Genomic DNA, 14,932 nt, shown 5'->3' with positions numbered 1-14,932 from the left:
GGGGTTCTCATGTTAAATCGCGTCGTACTTGTCGGCAGATTAACGAAGGATCCAGACTTACGCTATACTGCGAGTGGAGTAGCAGTAGCTAATTTCACCATTGCTGTAAATAGACCATTTTCCAATCAACAAGGAGATCGTGAGGCAGACTTTATTAACTGCGTGATTTGGAGAAAGCCAGCTGAAAACTTAGCGAACTACATGAGTAAAGGTAGTCTCGTTGGTGTTGATGGTCGTATCCAAACAAGGTCTTACGATGGACAAGATGGAAAACGTGTTTTTGTTACAGAGGTTGTAGCTGATACTGTCCAATTTCTTGAACCTAGAAATAGTAACAGTGGATCTGCACCAAAAGGTGGCGGGCAAGGGTCTGGAAGTTATCAATCAGAGCAACACCAGAACCAACAACAAGCGCCAAACAACACATTTAATCAACCAACTGGCTCTCCTAATGATAATATGGAGCCAATTGATATATCAGATGATGATTTACCATTCTAATAAGTAAAGGAGTGTTTTAGATGGCACCTCGTCGTGGTGGACGTTCAAAACGTCGTAAGGTATGTTATTTCACAGCAAATGGCATTACACACATTGACTATAAAGACGTTGATTTGCTAAGACGTTTCGTTTCAGAACGTGGAAAAATTCTTCCTCGTCGTGTAACAGGAACTTCTGCAAAATACCAACGTAAATTAACGAGAGCAATTAAACGCGCACGTCAAATGGCATTATTGCCATTCGTAAGCGAATAAAAACTTAAAAAATACCCTTTAGACTTTTTGACTATCAGTAGTCCTATGGTTTAAGGGTATTTTTTGTGTTGATTTAGGTCCATTTAAGGTTCTCGGACTTTTGAAATAAACACCTAAATGATCTATTAATAATCATGAAATAATTATCAGTGTTACAAATACTGTTTTTACTTAATGTGATACCAATAATTGTCACACTATAATCCGTAAAACCCTCACATCAAAATAAAGAACAGGGTCAATCGATTGAGAGGGTGATAATAGACGCTAATGTCCTGATTCACTCAACGAACCTGTAATCAGTGGGTGAAGAACGAAACCACCTCCTGATTGCAGGTTCGTTTTATGACAAACATATCTACTTTCAACATAGTGAAAAGTGGGTTTAAAACGTTACCAATTGAGGGTATATAGTTTTTAATAAGACAAAATTAATGTAGTGTGTTATATTGTAATATTTACCACGGATAACCGCCCGTAGCCCCCCTGATTGCAGGTTTGTTTTATAAACAAATAAAGTGTAAATTGTTTTAAAATATGATATAAGTAAAAGTAAGTTAAGAGCAAAAATAAAATAATAGAACACCTTAATGGCTCTTTTCAGACATAGTTTAAAGGACATAATTTTAAGTAAGCAACGATAACGTTGTAAGGAAAGGAAGGTCATGCCATGTTACTACAGTTGATGAAAAAAAGAGAAGGGGCATATACCGTAGAGAGGAAGAGGCGTACAGAACATAAACCTACTGAAGAAGCCTCTGTCCCAGAATACCTCATCTATCCACTCAGTATGCACATTGGTGCACCTGCAAAACCAGTTGTTGAAAAAGGAGATTACGTTAAAATTGGTACATTAATAGCAGAGAAGGAAGGCTTTATTTCTGCGAATGTGTACGCCTCCGTTTCTGGCCAAGTAAAAGAAATTTCTGATCAACCCACTATGAATGGTAAAGGTCCTTGTATTGTTATAAAAAATGATTATCAAGATGTCTATGAAGCACCTCTTTTTAATGAAGGTGAAGAACTGTCAGTAGACCAAAAGAAATCATTAATTGAACAAGCTGGTGTCGTTGGAATGGGTGGTGCTACTTTTCCAACTTCAGTAAAACTCTCCCCTCCACCTGAAAAATCGATTGATACGCTAATTATAAACGGTGCTGAATGTGAACCGTACTCTACTTCAGATCATCGTTTAATGGTTGAATATGCTAAACAGTTAATTGAAGGGATACGGGTGTTACACGAAGTATTACCAGTGACAAAGACGTATATAGCGATCGAATCAAATGTACATGAAAGTGTTGCTGTGATGAAAGCGGCGATTGAAGACGTCGATCATATTGAAATCAAGGAGCTAGAAACAATCTACCCTCAAGGCTCTGAGAAAAATTTAATTAAGAATTTAACTGGAAGAGAAGTACCTCCAGGTGGATTACCAGCCGATGTTCATACCCTTGTAACAAATGTGGCAACAACCTTTGCCATCTATGAAGCTGTACGCTTGGGGCGTCCGTTAACCAAGAGGATTACGACGGTAACAGGTGAGCCAATTAAAGAGCCTAAAAATCTTTGGGTCAGAATAGGTACGCCTATACAGCACTTAATTGAGGAGTGTCAGGGCTTTCAATTGAAAACAGGAAAGATGATCCATGGTGGACCGATGATGGGGAAGCCGCTTACATCGGGACAAGTTCCCATCACAAAAGGTTCCTCTGTGATTACCTTTTTGGAAAAAGAAGAGGCGGTAAGGTCTGAACGTACCCCATGTATTCAGTGTGCAGAATGTCTTCATGTATGCCCCGTTAGTTTACAGCCCATTCTTATTAGCAATGCCTATGAAAATGGTGATATAGATCAAGCTGAGAAATTAGGTGCAATGGATTGTATCGATTGTGGAAATTGCTCCTATATTTGCCCGTCTAAAATTCCGTTATTAGATAATATTCGTTCGGCAAAATCAGAAATAAAAGCACGTAAGGAGGATAACTAAATGAGTAATACAGCGTCTTTAAACACAAAAAAACTCCTTCATACGCCATCACCACATTTATTCTCAAAGCGTAGCTCAGCTTGGATTATGCAACAAGTTTTAATAGCTTTATTGTTTCCAGCTGTCGCGGCTACTTATTTCTTTGGTTGGCGAGTGCTTTTAATGATAGCGATCGGTATCATTTCAAGTGTTGGATTTGAGTATGCTTATCAAAAGTTACGTGGTCTAAATATAACCATCTATGATTATAGTGCAGCGGTAACAGGTATGTTAATTGGCTTAAGTTTACCGGTCACAGCACCTTTATGGAGTATCATTGTAGGTAGTGCTTTTGCCATTCTTATTGTAAAGCAATTACCGGGAGGCATTGGTCGTAATGCATTTAATCCAGCCGTAGCGGCGCGGGTAATGTTAAAAGTGTTTTTTACACCTTGGATCACCAATTGGGTAACGCCAGAGCCTGATGTGGTATCTACGGCTACACCTCTTGAATATGTGGGGCATTTTTCTAGAACGGTCCCAGACGAAGTTCCGGGCTTATGGGATTTGTTTATCGGTACTGGCTTGGGAGGAAATGTAGGTGAAACATCGAAGTTAGCCATTTTAATTGGTCTAATTTATTTAGTCGTACGTGGAATTATCAATATAAAGATTCCATTGTTGTATATTTTAACGGTTGCTGTTATTACTTCCATATATGGTGATTATAGCTTCACTTACATGATGACACATGTGTTAAGTGGAACCTTATTCTTTGGTGCCACATACATGGCAACAGATTACAGCTCAGGTGCATTAACACCAGATGGGAAAACGGTTTTTGCAATAGGTTGTGGGGTCCTAACGGCGGTGATACGTATTGTCTTTAATTTCCCAGGCGGCGTTGGATTTGCGATCTTAATTATGAACGGTTTAGCGCCACTTATTGATAAATATTTAGCTCCTCGCATTTATGGTCACCGAAAAAGACCGGCACAGGAACATCAGTTATAGGCAGCTATCAAGCTTTATAAGACGAACCTTCAATGATTAGCCATTTTTGCTCGTTTATCATTGATTGGTTGTTGGGTAAATCAGGTCATTAATAGCCGTTAGCTCACACCTAAATAGATAAGCTCTACCATCTCGTTCGAAGCGGGCATTTTACGGATGGTTATCTGAAAAAAGGCGTCGATCATAAGTGATCGACGCCTTAATTATACGTAGGGTAGTATGACATTTAGTGTAATGATCATGGGTGTTGATAGGCTTGATAATGACTAATCTGTTACAGTCTGTTTATATAATAGATAGAACTCTATCTACAATAGCATTAACAGTAAATCCGTATTTCTCTATCATTAACTCTCCTGGAGCAGAAGCCCCAAATTCATCTATTGCGACAATCTCACCTTCAAAACCGATGTACTTATGCCAAGGTTGTGAAATACCCATCTCAATGGCAACACGCTTTCGAATCGCAGGAGGTAAGATCGACTCTTGATATTGTAGTGACTGCATGTCAAAACGTTCAAATGAAGGCATGCTAATAACAGCAGCATCTATTTGTTTTTCAGATAACAGGATTCGCTTCACCTCGAGAGCCAAATGTACTTCAGAACCTGATGCTAATAATATTACATCTGCTTGATCATTAAGGCTTGGTGAAAGCAAATAAGCGCCTTTTGCTACTTTATCATAGATATCATTTTCTGTTTCAGATAAGCAAGGTAAATTTTGTCGTGACAATACGAGTGCTGTTGGAGTGGTCGTTGATTCTAGTGCTAACTGCCATGCAGCATTCGTTTCATTGCCATCAGCTGGTCTAATAACAGAAAGATTTGGTATCGAACGTAAAGCAGCTAATTGTTCAATCGGTTCATGTGTCGGTCCATCTTCACCAACAGCAATACTGTCATGAGTAAACACATAAGTAACGGGTAATTTCATAAGGGCGGCAAGGCGAATAGCCGGTCGTAAATAATCTGAAAAAACAAAGAACGTCCCTGCAAATGTTTTGACTCCACCATGTAAAGCAATCCCGTTCATGGCAGCACCCATAGCAAATTCTCGTACACCATACCAGATATTCTTACCTGTGTAATCGTGTTTTGAAAAGCTGCCACTAGTGGTTATATTTGTTTTGGTTGAGCTAGCCAAATCAGCAGAACCGCCGAAGAAATTTGGTAGCGCTTTTGCAATAACGTTTATCGCATGACCGGAAGCTGCCCGTGTCGCAATCGACTGCTCTTTATTATATTTAGGGTACATGTCAACTAAATCATTTGGAATCACGCCATCGATACTATCTTCTAACTGTTGAGCTAACACGGGATGTTCTTTTTTATATTGACTGAATAATTGTTCCCAAGCTCCTTCTTCTCGTTCGCCTTTTGTACCGACAACCTCTTGGAAATGTTGATAAACACTTGCTGGTACAAAGAAAGGTTGTTGAGATGGCCAATTATACTGCTTTTTAGTTAATTCAGCCTCTTCTTTTCCTAACGGCGCCCCATGCGCTTTAGACGTACCTGCTTTATTTGGTGCTCCATAGCCAATCGTTGTTTTCACTTCAATTAAAGTTGGTCGTTGCTCATCTGCTTGTGCTTCACTGATAGCTTTAGAAATCTCGTCAATATTATTGCCATCGTTAACACAAATATATTGCCAATCGTAAGCTTTGAAGCGCTGCTCGATATTTTCAGAAAAAGAGTGATTGAGATCGCCATCGAGGGAGATATCATTCGAATCGTAGAGAACAATGAGTTTTCCTAAGCCTAAATGGCCTGCGAGTGAGCAAGCTTCCGAAGAGATCCCTTCCATTAGATCACCATCACCACAGATCGAATAGGTAAAGTGATTAACAATATTAAAACGGTCTTGATTATACGTTGCCGCTAAATGTTTTTCAGCCATCGCCATTCCTACTGCGGTTGCGATGCCTTGGCCTAAAGGTCCTGTGGTAGCATCTACCCCAACGGTGTGACCATATTCTGGATGGCCTGGTGTTTTGCTACCCCATTGACGAAAATCTTTTAAATCATCAATGGTTATCCCATAGCCGGATAAATGGAGTAAGCTATAGAGTAGCATGGATCCATGACCTGCCGATAATACAAAGCGATCTCTGTTAAACCAATTTGCATTTAACGGGTTATGTTTTAAATGTTTTGTCCAAAGTGTGTAAGCCATCGGGGCTGCTCCTAAAGGCATACCTGGATGTCCAGAATTAGCCTTTTCAATTGCATCAATCGATAAAGTCCGGATTGTATCGATGGCTTGTTGATCAAGTGAATGTGTCATGTTGTTTCCCTCACAATCTTTAATAGAATTTAATAACGTCGTGATAAGACGGCTAACCATCTTTTATGAAAAGAATTGATATAACCACCGTATTAAATAAGTTGTTGAAAATGCTGATAAGGATTGATCATTTGTGACCCTGCATCAAGCTCAGGATAAAAAATAACTTTGCTGTAAGTATAGGTTTTATCTGATATTTGTTTAAACAGTTCTGGCCCTTGTTTAAGTGCTAAACGATCAGATATGATGGGTAATATATTTAATTGACCATTATTTAAATAGTGAAGTGTGGTGTGCCATTCCCTTCCAGGAAAAGGGGCAGACAATCCATTCCATGAGCCAATGACTTTAAGTTCATTTCTTACAACTTTTTCAAAATAAAAACGCTCTATGTTAACATCACTATAAGGAATACCTAAATAGAGAACTTGCCCGCCTTTTCTGCAAAGCGCAAAAATTTCAGCAGATGTTATGGGTGAGCCTGCAGCTTCAATAGACAAATCTACACCGTCGGTCCAATCGCGTAGCTTTTGATATGCAGTTTCTTGGCTAGCATTTATTAATATATCTGCACCTAGTGTTTTGGCCAACTCTAGCTTTTCGTCGTCAATATCAATTGCATAGATCGTCTTGGCCCCAAATATTTTAGCCCATTGAATAGCTAACAAACCAATACTTCCACAACCTACAACAGCAACGTCTGCTCCAGGTTGAATATCCGTTTTGTAGAGACCGTGTAGAACAACAGCAGAAGGTTCTATCATCGCTCCAGAATCATAGTCGATGGCATCTGGTAGTTTAATGATATTCTCGGCTGGTAGTTTTGTATATTCAGCATATGCACCGGGTTTTTTTGATCCAATCACAGTTAGATTTTCACACCTTGAATACTCAGCTTTTTGACAGCTTTTACAATGACCACAATATAATGCTGGGCAACCTGCCACCCTATCTCCAACCTGAACATGAGTAACCGATTCGCCGATGGCAACGACTTCTCCAGAGAATTCATGGCCAAACACCATTCCAGGAACATAAGGTCCTAATTTGTTATAACGTGAAATATCTGATCCACAAATCCCAACAGCTTTCACTTTTATAATGACATCATTTTCTTGTTGGATAGCAGGAGGGGCTGTTTCTTCAAAACGAATGTCTTGTCGTCCATATAGTTTTAGAGCTTTCAGATCGATCAAATCCCTTCTTACAAAGTCTTATTGTTTAGTGGCTAGCTTCCTGCATTATGTTTTTAAACTGTGTAATATTATGGTCTATTGGCTCATCGTTGTATATGGCTGATCCTGCCACAATGACATTAGCCCCTGCTTTAATAACTGCATTGACATTTTCTGCAGTAATTCCGCCATCAACTTCTATATCTATTTCTTTATTTGTTTTAGTGATCAAATTTTTTAATTGTTTAAGTTTTTCAAGTGTGTTTGGAATAAATGTTTGACCACCAAAACCAGGGTTTACTGACATAAGTAGAACCATGTCAACATCTGCCAAAATAGGCGCTAACATTTGTACTGGGGTGGCTGGATTTAAAACGACTCCCACCTTAGCTCCAACATCTTTAATATGTTGAATCGTTCTGTGTATGTGAGGACAAGCCTCTAGATGTACAGAAATGATATCTGCTCCAGCGTTGACAAAGTCTACGATGTAACGGTCTGGGTTTTCTATCATTAAATGAACATCAAATTTAATCGGTGAATATAACCGGATAGCTTTAACAATATCTGGACCAAGTGTGATATTAGGGACAAAATGTCCATCCATCACATCGATATGGATCATATCAGCACCAGCTTCAGCTGTTTCCTCAACAATTGGACCTAATTGAGCGAAATCGGCTGCTAATATTGATGGAGCAAGTTTAAGCATCTTTAATCCCTCCTCATTGTTTACATTTTAGTCAGCTGATTTGTGATTGTACTTTCGAAATAAAAAGATCAAAGCAGATCCGACAACGATGCTATTAAATAAAAATTGATGGTCAATATAAAACTGACTAATCGAACGCCCGAATGGTCCTAAAGCAAAGTCTAGTAGTGCTTCTATCAATTGAATCAACCTTTCTATCCATCGATTTCTTGTTCAAACCTTGTCATGTAATCAATTCTCTTTTGATGTCTTCCATGTTCAAATGGTGTCTTCAACCAACAGTCAATCGCGTCGACAGCTGTTTTTGCATCAAGTACACGCGCACCAAGACATAGGATGTTCGCGTTATTATGCGCACGTGTGGCTGTCGCTGTAAACTTATTGTGTGCAACAGCGGCTCTAATGCCTTTTACTTTGTTGGCCATCATTGACATGCCAATACCTGTGCCACAGATCAATATGCCAAGTCGTTGCTGATCCTTTGTTTGAGCGACCGCTTCAGCTACATGCTTAGCGATCGGTCCATAATCAATGGCGTCCGCTGTATACGTTCCAAAATCTTCGTAATCTATCTTCTGGTCTTTTAGCCAATTGATGACCTCCTCCTTTAATTCGTAACCGCCATGGTCACTGCCAATAATAATCTTCATTTCACTAAACCACCTTTAGTTAATAACTTTGTGTTGAGGTCTTACCGGTAACAATCGAAATAGCACCACTTGTGCCAAGTCGATCGGCACCAGCTTCTATCATCTTCATTGCATCATTATAGGTGCGAATGCCACCTGCAGCTTTTACGCCGACCATTGGCCCCACAATCTGTTTTAATCGCTTGACATCTTCTACAGTAGCTCCACCACCGTTAAATCCAGTCGATGTTTTAACGAAGTCAGCACCTGCCTCGCAGGCGATTTCAGCCGCTATTCGCTTTTCTTCTTGGGTAAGAAGCGCGGTTTCAATAATGACTTTAGTTAAAGCGCCCTCGGCGGCTTTAATGACTTCAGAGATATCTTGCTTGACGATATCGTACAACTTTGATTTCATTGCACCTAAATTGATTAGCATATCAATTTCACTTGCGCCGGACCTTACCGCTTCTTTTGTTTCAAACACTTTTGTTCGAGTGGTAGCACCGCCTAATGAAAAGCCGATTGGTATCCCAATTTTAATGGGCTGATCAGCGAGTTGATGTTTAGCGAAAGAAAGATAATATGGATTCACAAATACGACATTAAATTGATATTGAATAGCTTCGTGACAAAATTGTTTGATCTCATTCCTTGTTGCGGTAGGTTTTAAAAATGTGTAATCTATCTTCGCTATTAATGTTGATAAATCCATACGATCTCCCTTTCTCTTATTTGCTGGTTGTTAAAAGAATTTTAATTGCCTCTCCGTCTTTAATTGCTTGATAAGCTTTGTCCCAATCAGTAATATCGAGCTCATGTGTGACTAAAGCTTTTGGTGTGACCTGTTGTTCGTTCATAAGCTGTAATGAAGGTTCCCAATCTCTCGATGTTTGACTTCTACTTCCATGTACGCAAATTTCTTTCTGAATAATTTTTTCAAAATCCACAGGAATTTCAGGCTTTGAAAAAATACCAACTTGGATGTATTGCCCTTTCTTTCTTAGTAAGTCTAAGCCGAGTCGAACAGCAGGTACAGCCCCTGAGCATTCAAAAACAACATGAGCACCATAGCCATTTGTTAGTTCCGTAACAATTGCATGGATATCTGCTTCTTCTAAATTAATGGCATAGTCGATTCCAAGTTGTTTCGCTTTATCTAATCGGATTTGATCATTATGAAGCCCGGCAATAATGACAGTAGCACCGAAAGATTTAGCGACTTGAGCTTGTAATAAGCCAATCGGACCAGGTCCTAGAACAATTACGATATCATCAGCATTAATAGTTGCTTTGGCTGCGGCGTGATAGGTGCAAGCGAGCGGTTCTGTCATTGCTGCCGCTTGATAATCAACATGTTCGGGTAGCTTATGAATGCTTTCTTTTCTAGCAATTAAATATTTAGTAAAGCCACCATCTTGTTGTGAACCTAAGCCTTTACGATGCGGGCAAAGGTTGTAATCTTCTGACAGGCAATATTGGCATTCACCACAAATTGAAAATGTTGTTTCTGAAGTGACGCGGTCACCGCGTTTAAATTCTGTTACATTTTCACCGACCTCAACAATTTCACCAGCAAATTCATGGCCAAGTGTCACAGGGGTCTTGACTTTGTAGTTCCCTTCGTAAGTATGAATGTCTGAGCCACAAATGCCAGCATATTTCACTTCAATCTTAACTTGATCTTTATTAGGAGAAGGTTCATCAACCTCTGCAATTTCCAAGTGACCAAATCCAGGTGCTTTTTTGACTAATGCTTTCATCTTTAATCCCTCCCATGAGTTCTTTCTTTCTCTAAATGTCTCGTTATATTTAAGTGTTAATTAAATATCGCGAACAATCGGTAAATGATATAGTTGATGACGTTACCACCTTGATCAATACTAGAAATTAAGTTTGTGCCCTCTGGCATGTTAAAATTCGCATCAACAGCCATTTCGGTATGAATCACGGCTACATCAGTTGCGATATATAATGATAGGGCAATAACAACAGTCCCTACCAATACCGAGTGAACAATATTTCCTCTTGCTGCCCCTACTATAAAAGCAACAATAAACGGAATCGTTGCTAAGTCTCCAAAAGGTAACAAGTTATTACCTGGTAAAAAGACCGCAATAGCAACCGTAATAGGAACGAGAATGAGTGCTGTTGAGATTACCGCTGGGTGACCAATAGCTACGGCCGCATCTAAACCGATATAAATCTTCTGTGCACCAAACCTTTTCTGTAAAAATTCGCGAGCTGATTCCGAAACAGGGGTTAAACCTTCCATCAGTATTTTTACCATTCTTGGCATCAACACCATTACCGCTGCCATTGCCATACCGATTTCAATAACTTGACCAATCTCATAACCTGCTAACAAACCTAAAGTAATCCCTAATATCAGTCCCATAAAGATACCTTCACCGAAGAGACCAAATCGTTTTTGAATAGTGTCAGGATCAGCATTTAATTTATTTAAACCAGGTATCTTCTGAATTAACTTAACGAGAGGTATGCCGATGGGCGCATAGGAAATCGTACTACCTGTAGCAATTGAGATCCCTGGTAATCCGAAATAATCTTCAAGCATGGGTGCTGTATAGTCAGCAACTTTTAAACAAGCAATTTCAAATAGTAAAGCGGCGATTATTCCTTGAATAAGGCTTCCTGTATAGGTGTGAACCATCGCTCCAATAAAAGTGAAATGCCAAAAATTCCAAATATCTACATTCATTGTTTTCGTTGTTTTTGTAACTAACATAATAATATTTAAAAGGATACCAACAGGGATCATGAAAGCAGCTATTGGAGAAGCCCAAGAGATCGATGCTGCTGCTGGCCATCCCACATCAATAACATTTAAATCAATCCCAAAACGCTCAACCATCCCTTGAGCAGCAGGACCAAGATTATTAACTAATAAATCAACGACTAAGAAAATCCCGACAAAAGCAACCCCTATTGTTAAACCCGATCGAAATGCTTTACTCGGTTTCTGTCCGAAAAGTAAGCCAAGTAAAAAGATGACAACAGGTAAGATAACGGTCGCACCTAAGTCTAAAAAGCCTTGTAAAAAATCTATCATACTTTGCATGGAAACTTCCTCCTTCAATATCTGTTTGTGTCTGAATGCATTTCTATTTCAACGCATTTATGCAAAGAAATCGATCCCCTTTGTTTCATACATTATCTGCATCTAGCTATCTGTAAAAAAGCTATGTTCTTACTCTTTTTTTAGCTCTTCAACAATGTCTTGTTTTACTTTGTCTAACCCTATACCTGTTAAGAAGGCTTGAGCATTAATGACAGGAAATGGGTACTCTTTTTGTACAATGGTGGTGCTCACGAGTAAGTCTGCTGTTTCAATATAAGATGAAATTTCCGCAATCTTAATCTGAATTAAGTTAACATCGATGTGATGCTCTTTTGCCAATTCCTCGATCGCACTATTAACAACAGTTGAAGTCGCGATACCAGCACCACAAGCAACTAATACATTTTTTTTCTTCATTTGTCTTCACCTCCTTTCAATGAACAGCTAAAGCTGTTAATAATTTCTCTTTAATGATGGTCATGTTCTCTTCTTCCATTAAAAAATGGAGGATCTCTTCATCTTGAAAAATGCCCATTAAATTTTGTAAAAGTGTTAATTGGGAATGCTCTTCATCCATCGCAAGCATAAAAATGATTGAAACAGGTGTTGATTTACTATCCTCACCCATAATGCCAAAATCTACAGGCTCTTTAAGGACCCCTAAAGCTAGTGCTTTGTGATTGACATGAATAATATCGGTATGAGGGATGGCAACGGCATGACCTTTGGTTGGCAATCCGGTTGCATAACGCTTTTCTCTGTCTAGTACTGCGTCGATATAGCTTTCTCTTACCAAGCCTTTTTCAAATAAGAGTGTTGCCAATTGTGTGATTGCATCTTCTTTTGATTTAGCTTCAAGATTTTTCAAAATAAATGATTCATCAAATTGTAAATGTTTCAAAAGGTGTTCCCCCTAACAAAATGGACTAATTTTTTTTATATTTTTTTAAAATAGCAGTGATTTCTTTTTTTACTTTCGCCTGTTTAATTGTGTCTAGATCAGATGTCGTTCCCGATAACTTGAGTAGTTGTGTTAATGCCTTAAAGTGTTGTTGCTTATCTAATGCAGCAATCAGCACAATAATATGAATCTGATAATGTTCTGCAAATGTCACACCATCTTCAATGCGCAACAAGCTCATGCCCACCTTATTCACCCCATTCTCTGGGCTTGCATGTGGGATAGCAATACCAGATCCGATAATGATATAAGGGTCTGTTTGACAATGATCGATAACCGCTTGGATATAATTTTCTGTTATACTACCGTCTCTAATTAAAGGTTTAGCTGTTAACCTTAGTGCTTCATTCCAAGACGATAGATTTTTCTTAAGTGTGATATTAGCAGAAGGTATAAAGTCTGCTAAATCAGGTGTCACTGACTTCTCAGTTAAGGCGGTCTGAGCATAAGTGTTTTGATTAATAAATGTATAAATTCTCTTAATCAAATTGTCTTTGTTCTGTATCGTGGCATCCTTCTCAATCAGATTAACCAACGCCTCAACATTAAGAGCATCATTGGTGTACCCATATAAAGAACTGATCACTTGTTTTCTTAAATGATATTTATCTTCTTTTTCTAGAAAAGATTTAACGATAAAGACTTTTTTATCTGACTCTAAAGGGATTAAACTAAATACAATGTCATAATCAAGCTTAAATTGATAAAACTCTCTTACAGACAGAGATTCTAAAAATACAAATTCAGGAAATACTTCTCTCAGTACACTATCCATCATTTTTGATACCGATACCCCTTTAGGACAAACAATGATCGCTTTCGTCTTCTTACGCAAATTATCACCTTGTCTTGTTAACCAGCCGCCAACTAACATGGTTAAGTAAATAATTTCTTGTTCTGGTATGTCCTTTCCTAATAAATCAGTCAGTGGATAAATCGCTTTTTTAACAAGGTGATGCAATTCAGAGAATTCTTCATTAATTGCATAATTAAAGTCATCGATTTCTGTAAGTTGGTACTTTATTCTGTAGTAAGCAGGCTTTAGATGTAATAACAATTTATTGACAAGTTGTTCGCGATCTTTAATCATGATGCAAGAATATTTTTCGAATATAGAGAGTGTTTCGTTTATTGCATTAATTAAACAAGGAATGATATCTTGTTTAATCAGATCAGACCAGTACACATTAGTGGTGAGTATGTGCAATGTAAAGAACAACCTTTCTGTTACAGGTAAAGGATCGATCGCATCTAGTAAGCTTTCTACCACTTTAAATTCTTTTGTTTGCTTGAGTTCGTTATAAGTCACAGGAAGTTCAGTGATCGTTTTATCGTGCTTAATTCGATTTTGAGTTATTAATAAACTAAATGGCATCGCTTCCATCTTTTCATCAGTAAATTTGATATTAAGCTTGTTTTCAATAGTTTCAATACGAGATCGCATAGATGAGAGTTGCTCATCTGAAAGGTTCGTTATTTCCTTTAGGTAGTTGGTACCTCTAAGTCTTTTTAACAATTTATTAATAAGATGGACGAGCATTCTTCGAATCGTAAACTCATTTCCTTCAATGTAATAGCCAAATTTTCTTGAGTAATGAATGGTTAAATCATCTTTTGTGAGTAGATATTGAGCTTGCTTAATATCATTTAAAATCGTATTTTTGCTCACATCTAATTTCTGAGTAAAATGATTTAATGATAATTCATCATCTAAGTGGCTTATCATCATTAATAGAATGATATTAACCCTTGTATCCTCTGTAAGAACCAGTTCTGCCACCGCGTCTTGTTCGTCTTGGTTAAGTAATATTTTTGTTAAAATCGGGTCAATAATAAACATCCCTTGACGGTTTCGATCAATAGAGGGTAAATTTTTAGTCAGTAACCAATCATTAATTTTGTTAAAGCTATAGCTGATTTGTCTTCTGCTAAGTCCATATTTGGTTTCAAGCGCTGTACTTTTTATATGCGGATGGTTTAACACCTCTTTCAAAAGATTATGGCTTCTAGCATCAAGTTGCATCATTGATCACCTCTCTATGCTGAAATTGTAGCACGCAGAAAATCAACGTTGTATACGTTTTCATCACAATTCGTTGTTACTATTTTGTGCTACGATGTGATCAAATCTTATCATGAAGGTCTAGCGAAATAGTAGTTAAATAGGAAGAAAAAAAGAGTTGACTTTTACTAAAAACATGCTATTATAAATGAAAATTCTAAATTATTAGTCAATATTTATTATGATGAAGAAGACAGGTGTATTGGATTTGAATCAAAAGAGAGCTGGTGGGTGGTGAGAACCAGTGTTTCAGCCAATATACAGCACTTTGGAGTAATTGAGCCGAA

At 38.1% G+C, this 14,932-nt stretch carries 15 protein-coding genes and 1 other annotated feature (1 of these 16 only partly in view); of the genes, 4 read left to right on the top strand and 11 right to left on the bottom strand.

The genetic code is table 11. From position 1 onward, the window contains the following. The first annotated feature begins 9 nt into the window (after positions 1-9). The 4 genes from ssb (at position 10) to JOE23_RS07815 (ending at position 3,738) form a co-directional block, all read left to right on the top strand. Positions 10-501 carry a single-stranded DNA-binding protein gene (ssb, locus tag JOE23_RS07830; RefSeq protein WP_017471583.1) on the top strand — a complete coding sequence of 164 codons (492 nt, stop codon included), beginning with the start codon at positions 10-12 and terminating at the stop codon, positions 499-501. A gap of 20 nt (positions 502-521) precedes the next feature. Continuing rightward, positions 522-755 carry a 30S ribosomal protein S18 gene (gene rpsR / locus JOE23_RS07825; RefSeq protein WP_091497837.1) on the top strand — a complete coding sequence of 78 codons (234 nt, stop codon included), beginning with the start codon at positions 522-524 and terminating at the stop codon, positions 753-755. 670 nt (positions 756-1,425) lie between these two features. Then, on the top strand, positions 1,426-2,745 hold the full coding sequence (gene rsxC / locus JOE23_RS07820; protein ID WP_204437292.1) for an electron transport complex subunit RsxC: 1,320 nt from the start codon (positions 1,426-1,428) through the stop codon (positions 2,743-2,745). Continuing rightward, entirely contained in the window at positions 2,746-3,738 is a 993-nt protein-coding gene (locus JOE23_RS07815; RefSeq protein ID WP_204437289.1) for an RnfABCDGE type electron transport complex subunit D, read from the top strand. A 285-nt stretch (positions 3,739-4,023) separates the two neighbouring features. Here JOE23_RS07815 and tkt read toward each other — a convergent pair whose 3' ends face one another. The 11 genes from tkt to JOE23_RS07760 form a co-directional block, all read right to left on the bottom strand. Beyond that, the gene (gene tkt / locus JOE23_RS07810; protein WP_204437286.1) at positions 4,024-6,027 is read right to left on the bottom strand and encodes a transketolase; all 2,004 of its coding nucleotides are present in this window, start codon (positions 6,025-6,027) and stop codon (positions 4,024-4,026) included. Positions 6,028-6,119: 92 nt separating this feature from the next. After that, positions 6,120-7,214 carry a galactitol-1-phosphate 5-dehydrogenase gene (locus JOE23_RS07805; protein WP_204437439.1) on the bottom strand — a complete coding sequence of 365 codons (1,095 nt, stop codon included), beginning with the start codon at positions 7,212-7,214 and terminating at the stop codon, positions 6,120-6,122. 34 nt (positions 7,215-7,248) lie between these two features. Then, entirely contained in the window at positions 7,249-7,914 is a 666-nt protein-coding gene (gene rpe / locus JOE23_RS07800) for a ribulose-phosphate 3-epimerase (RefSeq protein WP_204437285.1), read from the bottom strand. Positions 7,915-7,941: 27 nt separating this feature from the next. Beyond that, positions 7,942-8,103 (bottom strand): hypothetical protein, encoded by a 162-nt coding sequence (locus tag JOE23_RS07795; protein WP_204437440.1) that lies wholly within the window; start codon positions 8,101-8,103, stop codon positions 7,942-7,944. Positions 8,104-8,108: 5 nt separating this feature from the next. Continuing rightward, a complete protein-coding gene (rpiB, locus tag JOE23_RS07790; protein WP_204437284.1) occupies positions 8,109-8,564 on the bottom strand; it encodes a ribose 5-phosphate isomerase B in 456 nt (151 codons plus the stop codon). 19 nt (positions 8,565-8,583) lie between these two features. Beyond that, entirely contained in the window at positions 8,584-9,255 is a 672-nt protein-coding gene (gene deoC / locus JOE23_RS07785; RefSeq protein WP_204437281.1) for a deoxyribose-phosphate aldolase, read from the bottom strand. 16 nt (positions 9,256-9,271) lie between these two features. Then, a complete protein-coding gene (locus JOE23_RS07780; protein ID WP_204437274.1) occupies positions 9,272-10,303 on the bottom strand; it encodes a zinc-binding dehydrogenase in 1,032 nt (343 codons plus the stop codon). A gap of 56 nt (positions 10,304-10,359) precedes the next feature. Continuing rightward, entirely contained in the window at positions 10,360-11,622 is a 1,263-nt protein-coding gene (locus JOE23_RS07775) for a PTS galactitol transporter subunit IIC (RefSeq protein ID WP_204437272.1), read from the bottom strand. Positions 11,623-11,751: 129 nt separating this feature from the next. Further along, on the bottom strand, positions 11,752-12,039 hold the full coding sequence (locus JOE23_RS07770; RefSeq protein WP_204437270.1) for a PTS sugar transporter subunit IIB: 288 nt from the start codon (positions 12,037-12,039) through the stop codon (positions 11,752-11,754). A 16-nt stretch (positions 12,040-12,055) separates the two neighbouring features. Then, positions 12,056-12,523 (bottom strand): PTS sugar transporter subunit IIA, encoded by a 468-nt coding sequence (locus JOE23_RS07765; protein WP_204437268.1) that lies wholly within the window; start codon positions 12,521-12,523, stop codon positions 12,056-12,058. 25 nt (positions 12,524-12,548) lie between these two features. Continuing rightward, positions 12,549-14,609, bottom strand: a complete 2,061-nt coding sequence (locus JOE23_RS07760; RefSeq protein ID WP_204437266.1) for a BglG family transcription antiterminator — start codon at positions 14,607-14,609, stop codon at positions 12,549-12,551. Positions 14,610-14,820: 211 nt separating this feature from the next. Then, positions 14,821-14,932 (top strand) — a binding site (T-box leader) (it continues 115 nt past the right edge of the window).

Source organism: Amphibacillus cookii (genome assembly GCF_016908375.1).
GTDB lineage: Bacteria > Bacillota > Bacilli > Bacillales > Amphibacillaceae > Amphibacillus_C > Amphibacillus_C cookii.
Note: the sequence above shows the minus strand (reverse complement) of the source record. Positions and strands in the feature narration are given on the sequence as shown.

Excerpts from the sequence above, each read along its gene's own strand:
- rsxC (WP_204437292.1), top strand. The coding sequence starts at position 1,426 with ATGTTACTACAGTTGATGAAAAAAAGAGAAGGGGCATATACCGTAGAG.
- deoC (WP_204437281.1), bottom strand. The coding sequence starts at position 9,255 with ATGGATTTATCAACATTAATAGCGAAGATAGATTACACATTTTTAAAA.
- rpe (WP_204437285.1), bottom strand. The coding sequence starts at position 7,914 with ATGCTTAAACTTGCTCCATCAATATTAGCAGCCGATTTCGCTCAATTA.
- JOE23_RS07780 (WP_204437274.1), bottom strand. The coding sequence starts at position 10,303 with ATGAAAGCATTAGTCAAAAAAGCACCTGGATTTGGTCACTTGGAAATT.
- JOE23_RS07775 (WP_204437272.1), bottom strand. The coding sequence starts at position 11,622 with ATGCAAAGTATGATAGATTTTTTACAAGGCTTTTTAGACTTAGGTGCG.
- JOE23_RS07760 (WP_204437266.1), bottom strand. The coding sequence starts at position 14,609 with ATGATGCAACTTGATGCTAGAAGCCATAATCTTTTGAAAGAGGTGTTA.
- ssb (WP_017471583.1), top strand. The coding sequence starts at position 10 with ATGTTAAATCGCGTCGTACTTGTCGGCAGATTAACGAAGGATCCAGAC.
- JOE23_RS07770 (WP_204437270.1), bottom strand. The coding sequence starts at position 12,039 with ATGAAGAAAAAAAATGTATTAGTTGCTTGTGGTGCTGGTATCGCGACT.
- JOE23_RS07815 (WP_204437289.1), top strand. The coding sequence starts at position 2,746 with ATGAGTAATACAGCGTCTTTAAACACAAAAAAACTCCTTCATACGCCA.
- rpsR (WP_091497837.1), top strand. The coding sequence starts at position 522 with ATGGCACCTCGTCGTGGTGGACGTTCAAAACGTCGTAAGGTATGTTAT.
- rpiB (WP_204437284.1), bottom strand. The coding sequence starts at position 8,564 with ATGAAGATTATTATTGGCAGTGACCATGGCGGTTACGAATTAAAGGAG.
- tkt (WP_204437286.1), bottom strand. The coding sequence starts at position 6,027 with ATGACACATTCACTTGATCAACAAGCCATCGATACAATCCGGACTTTA.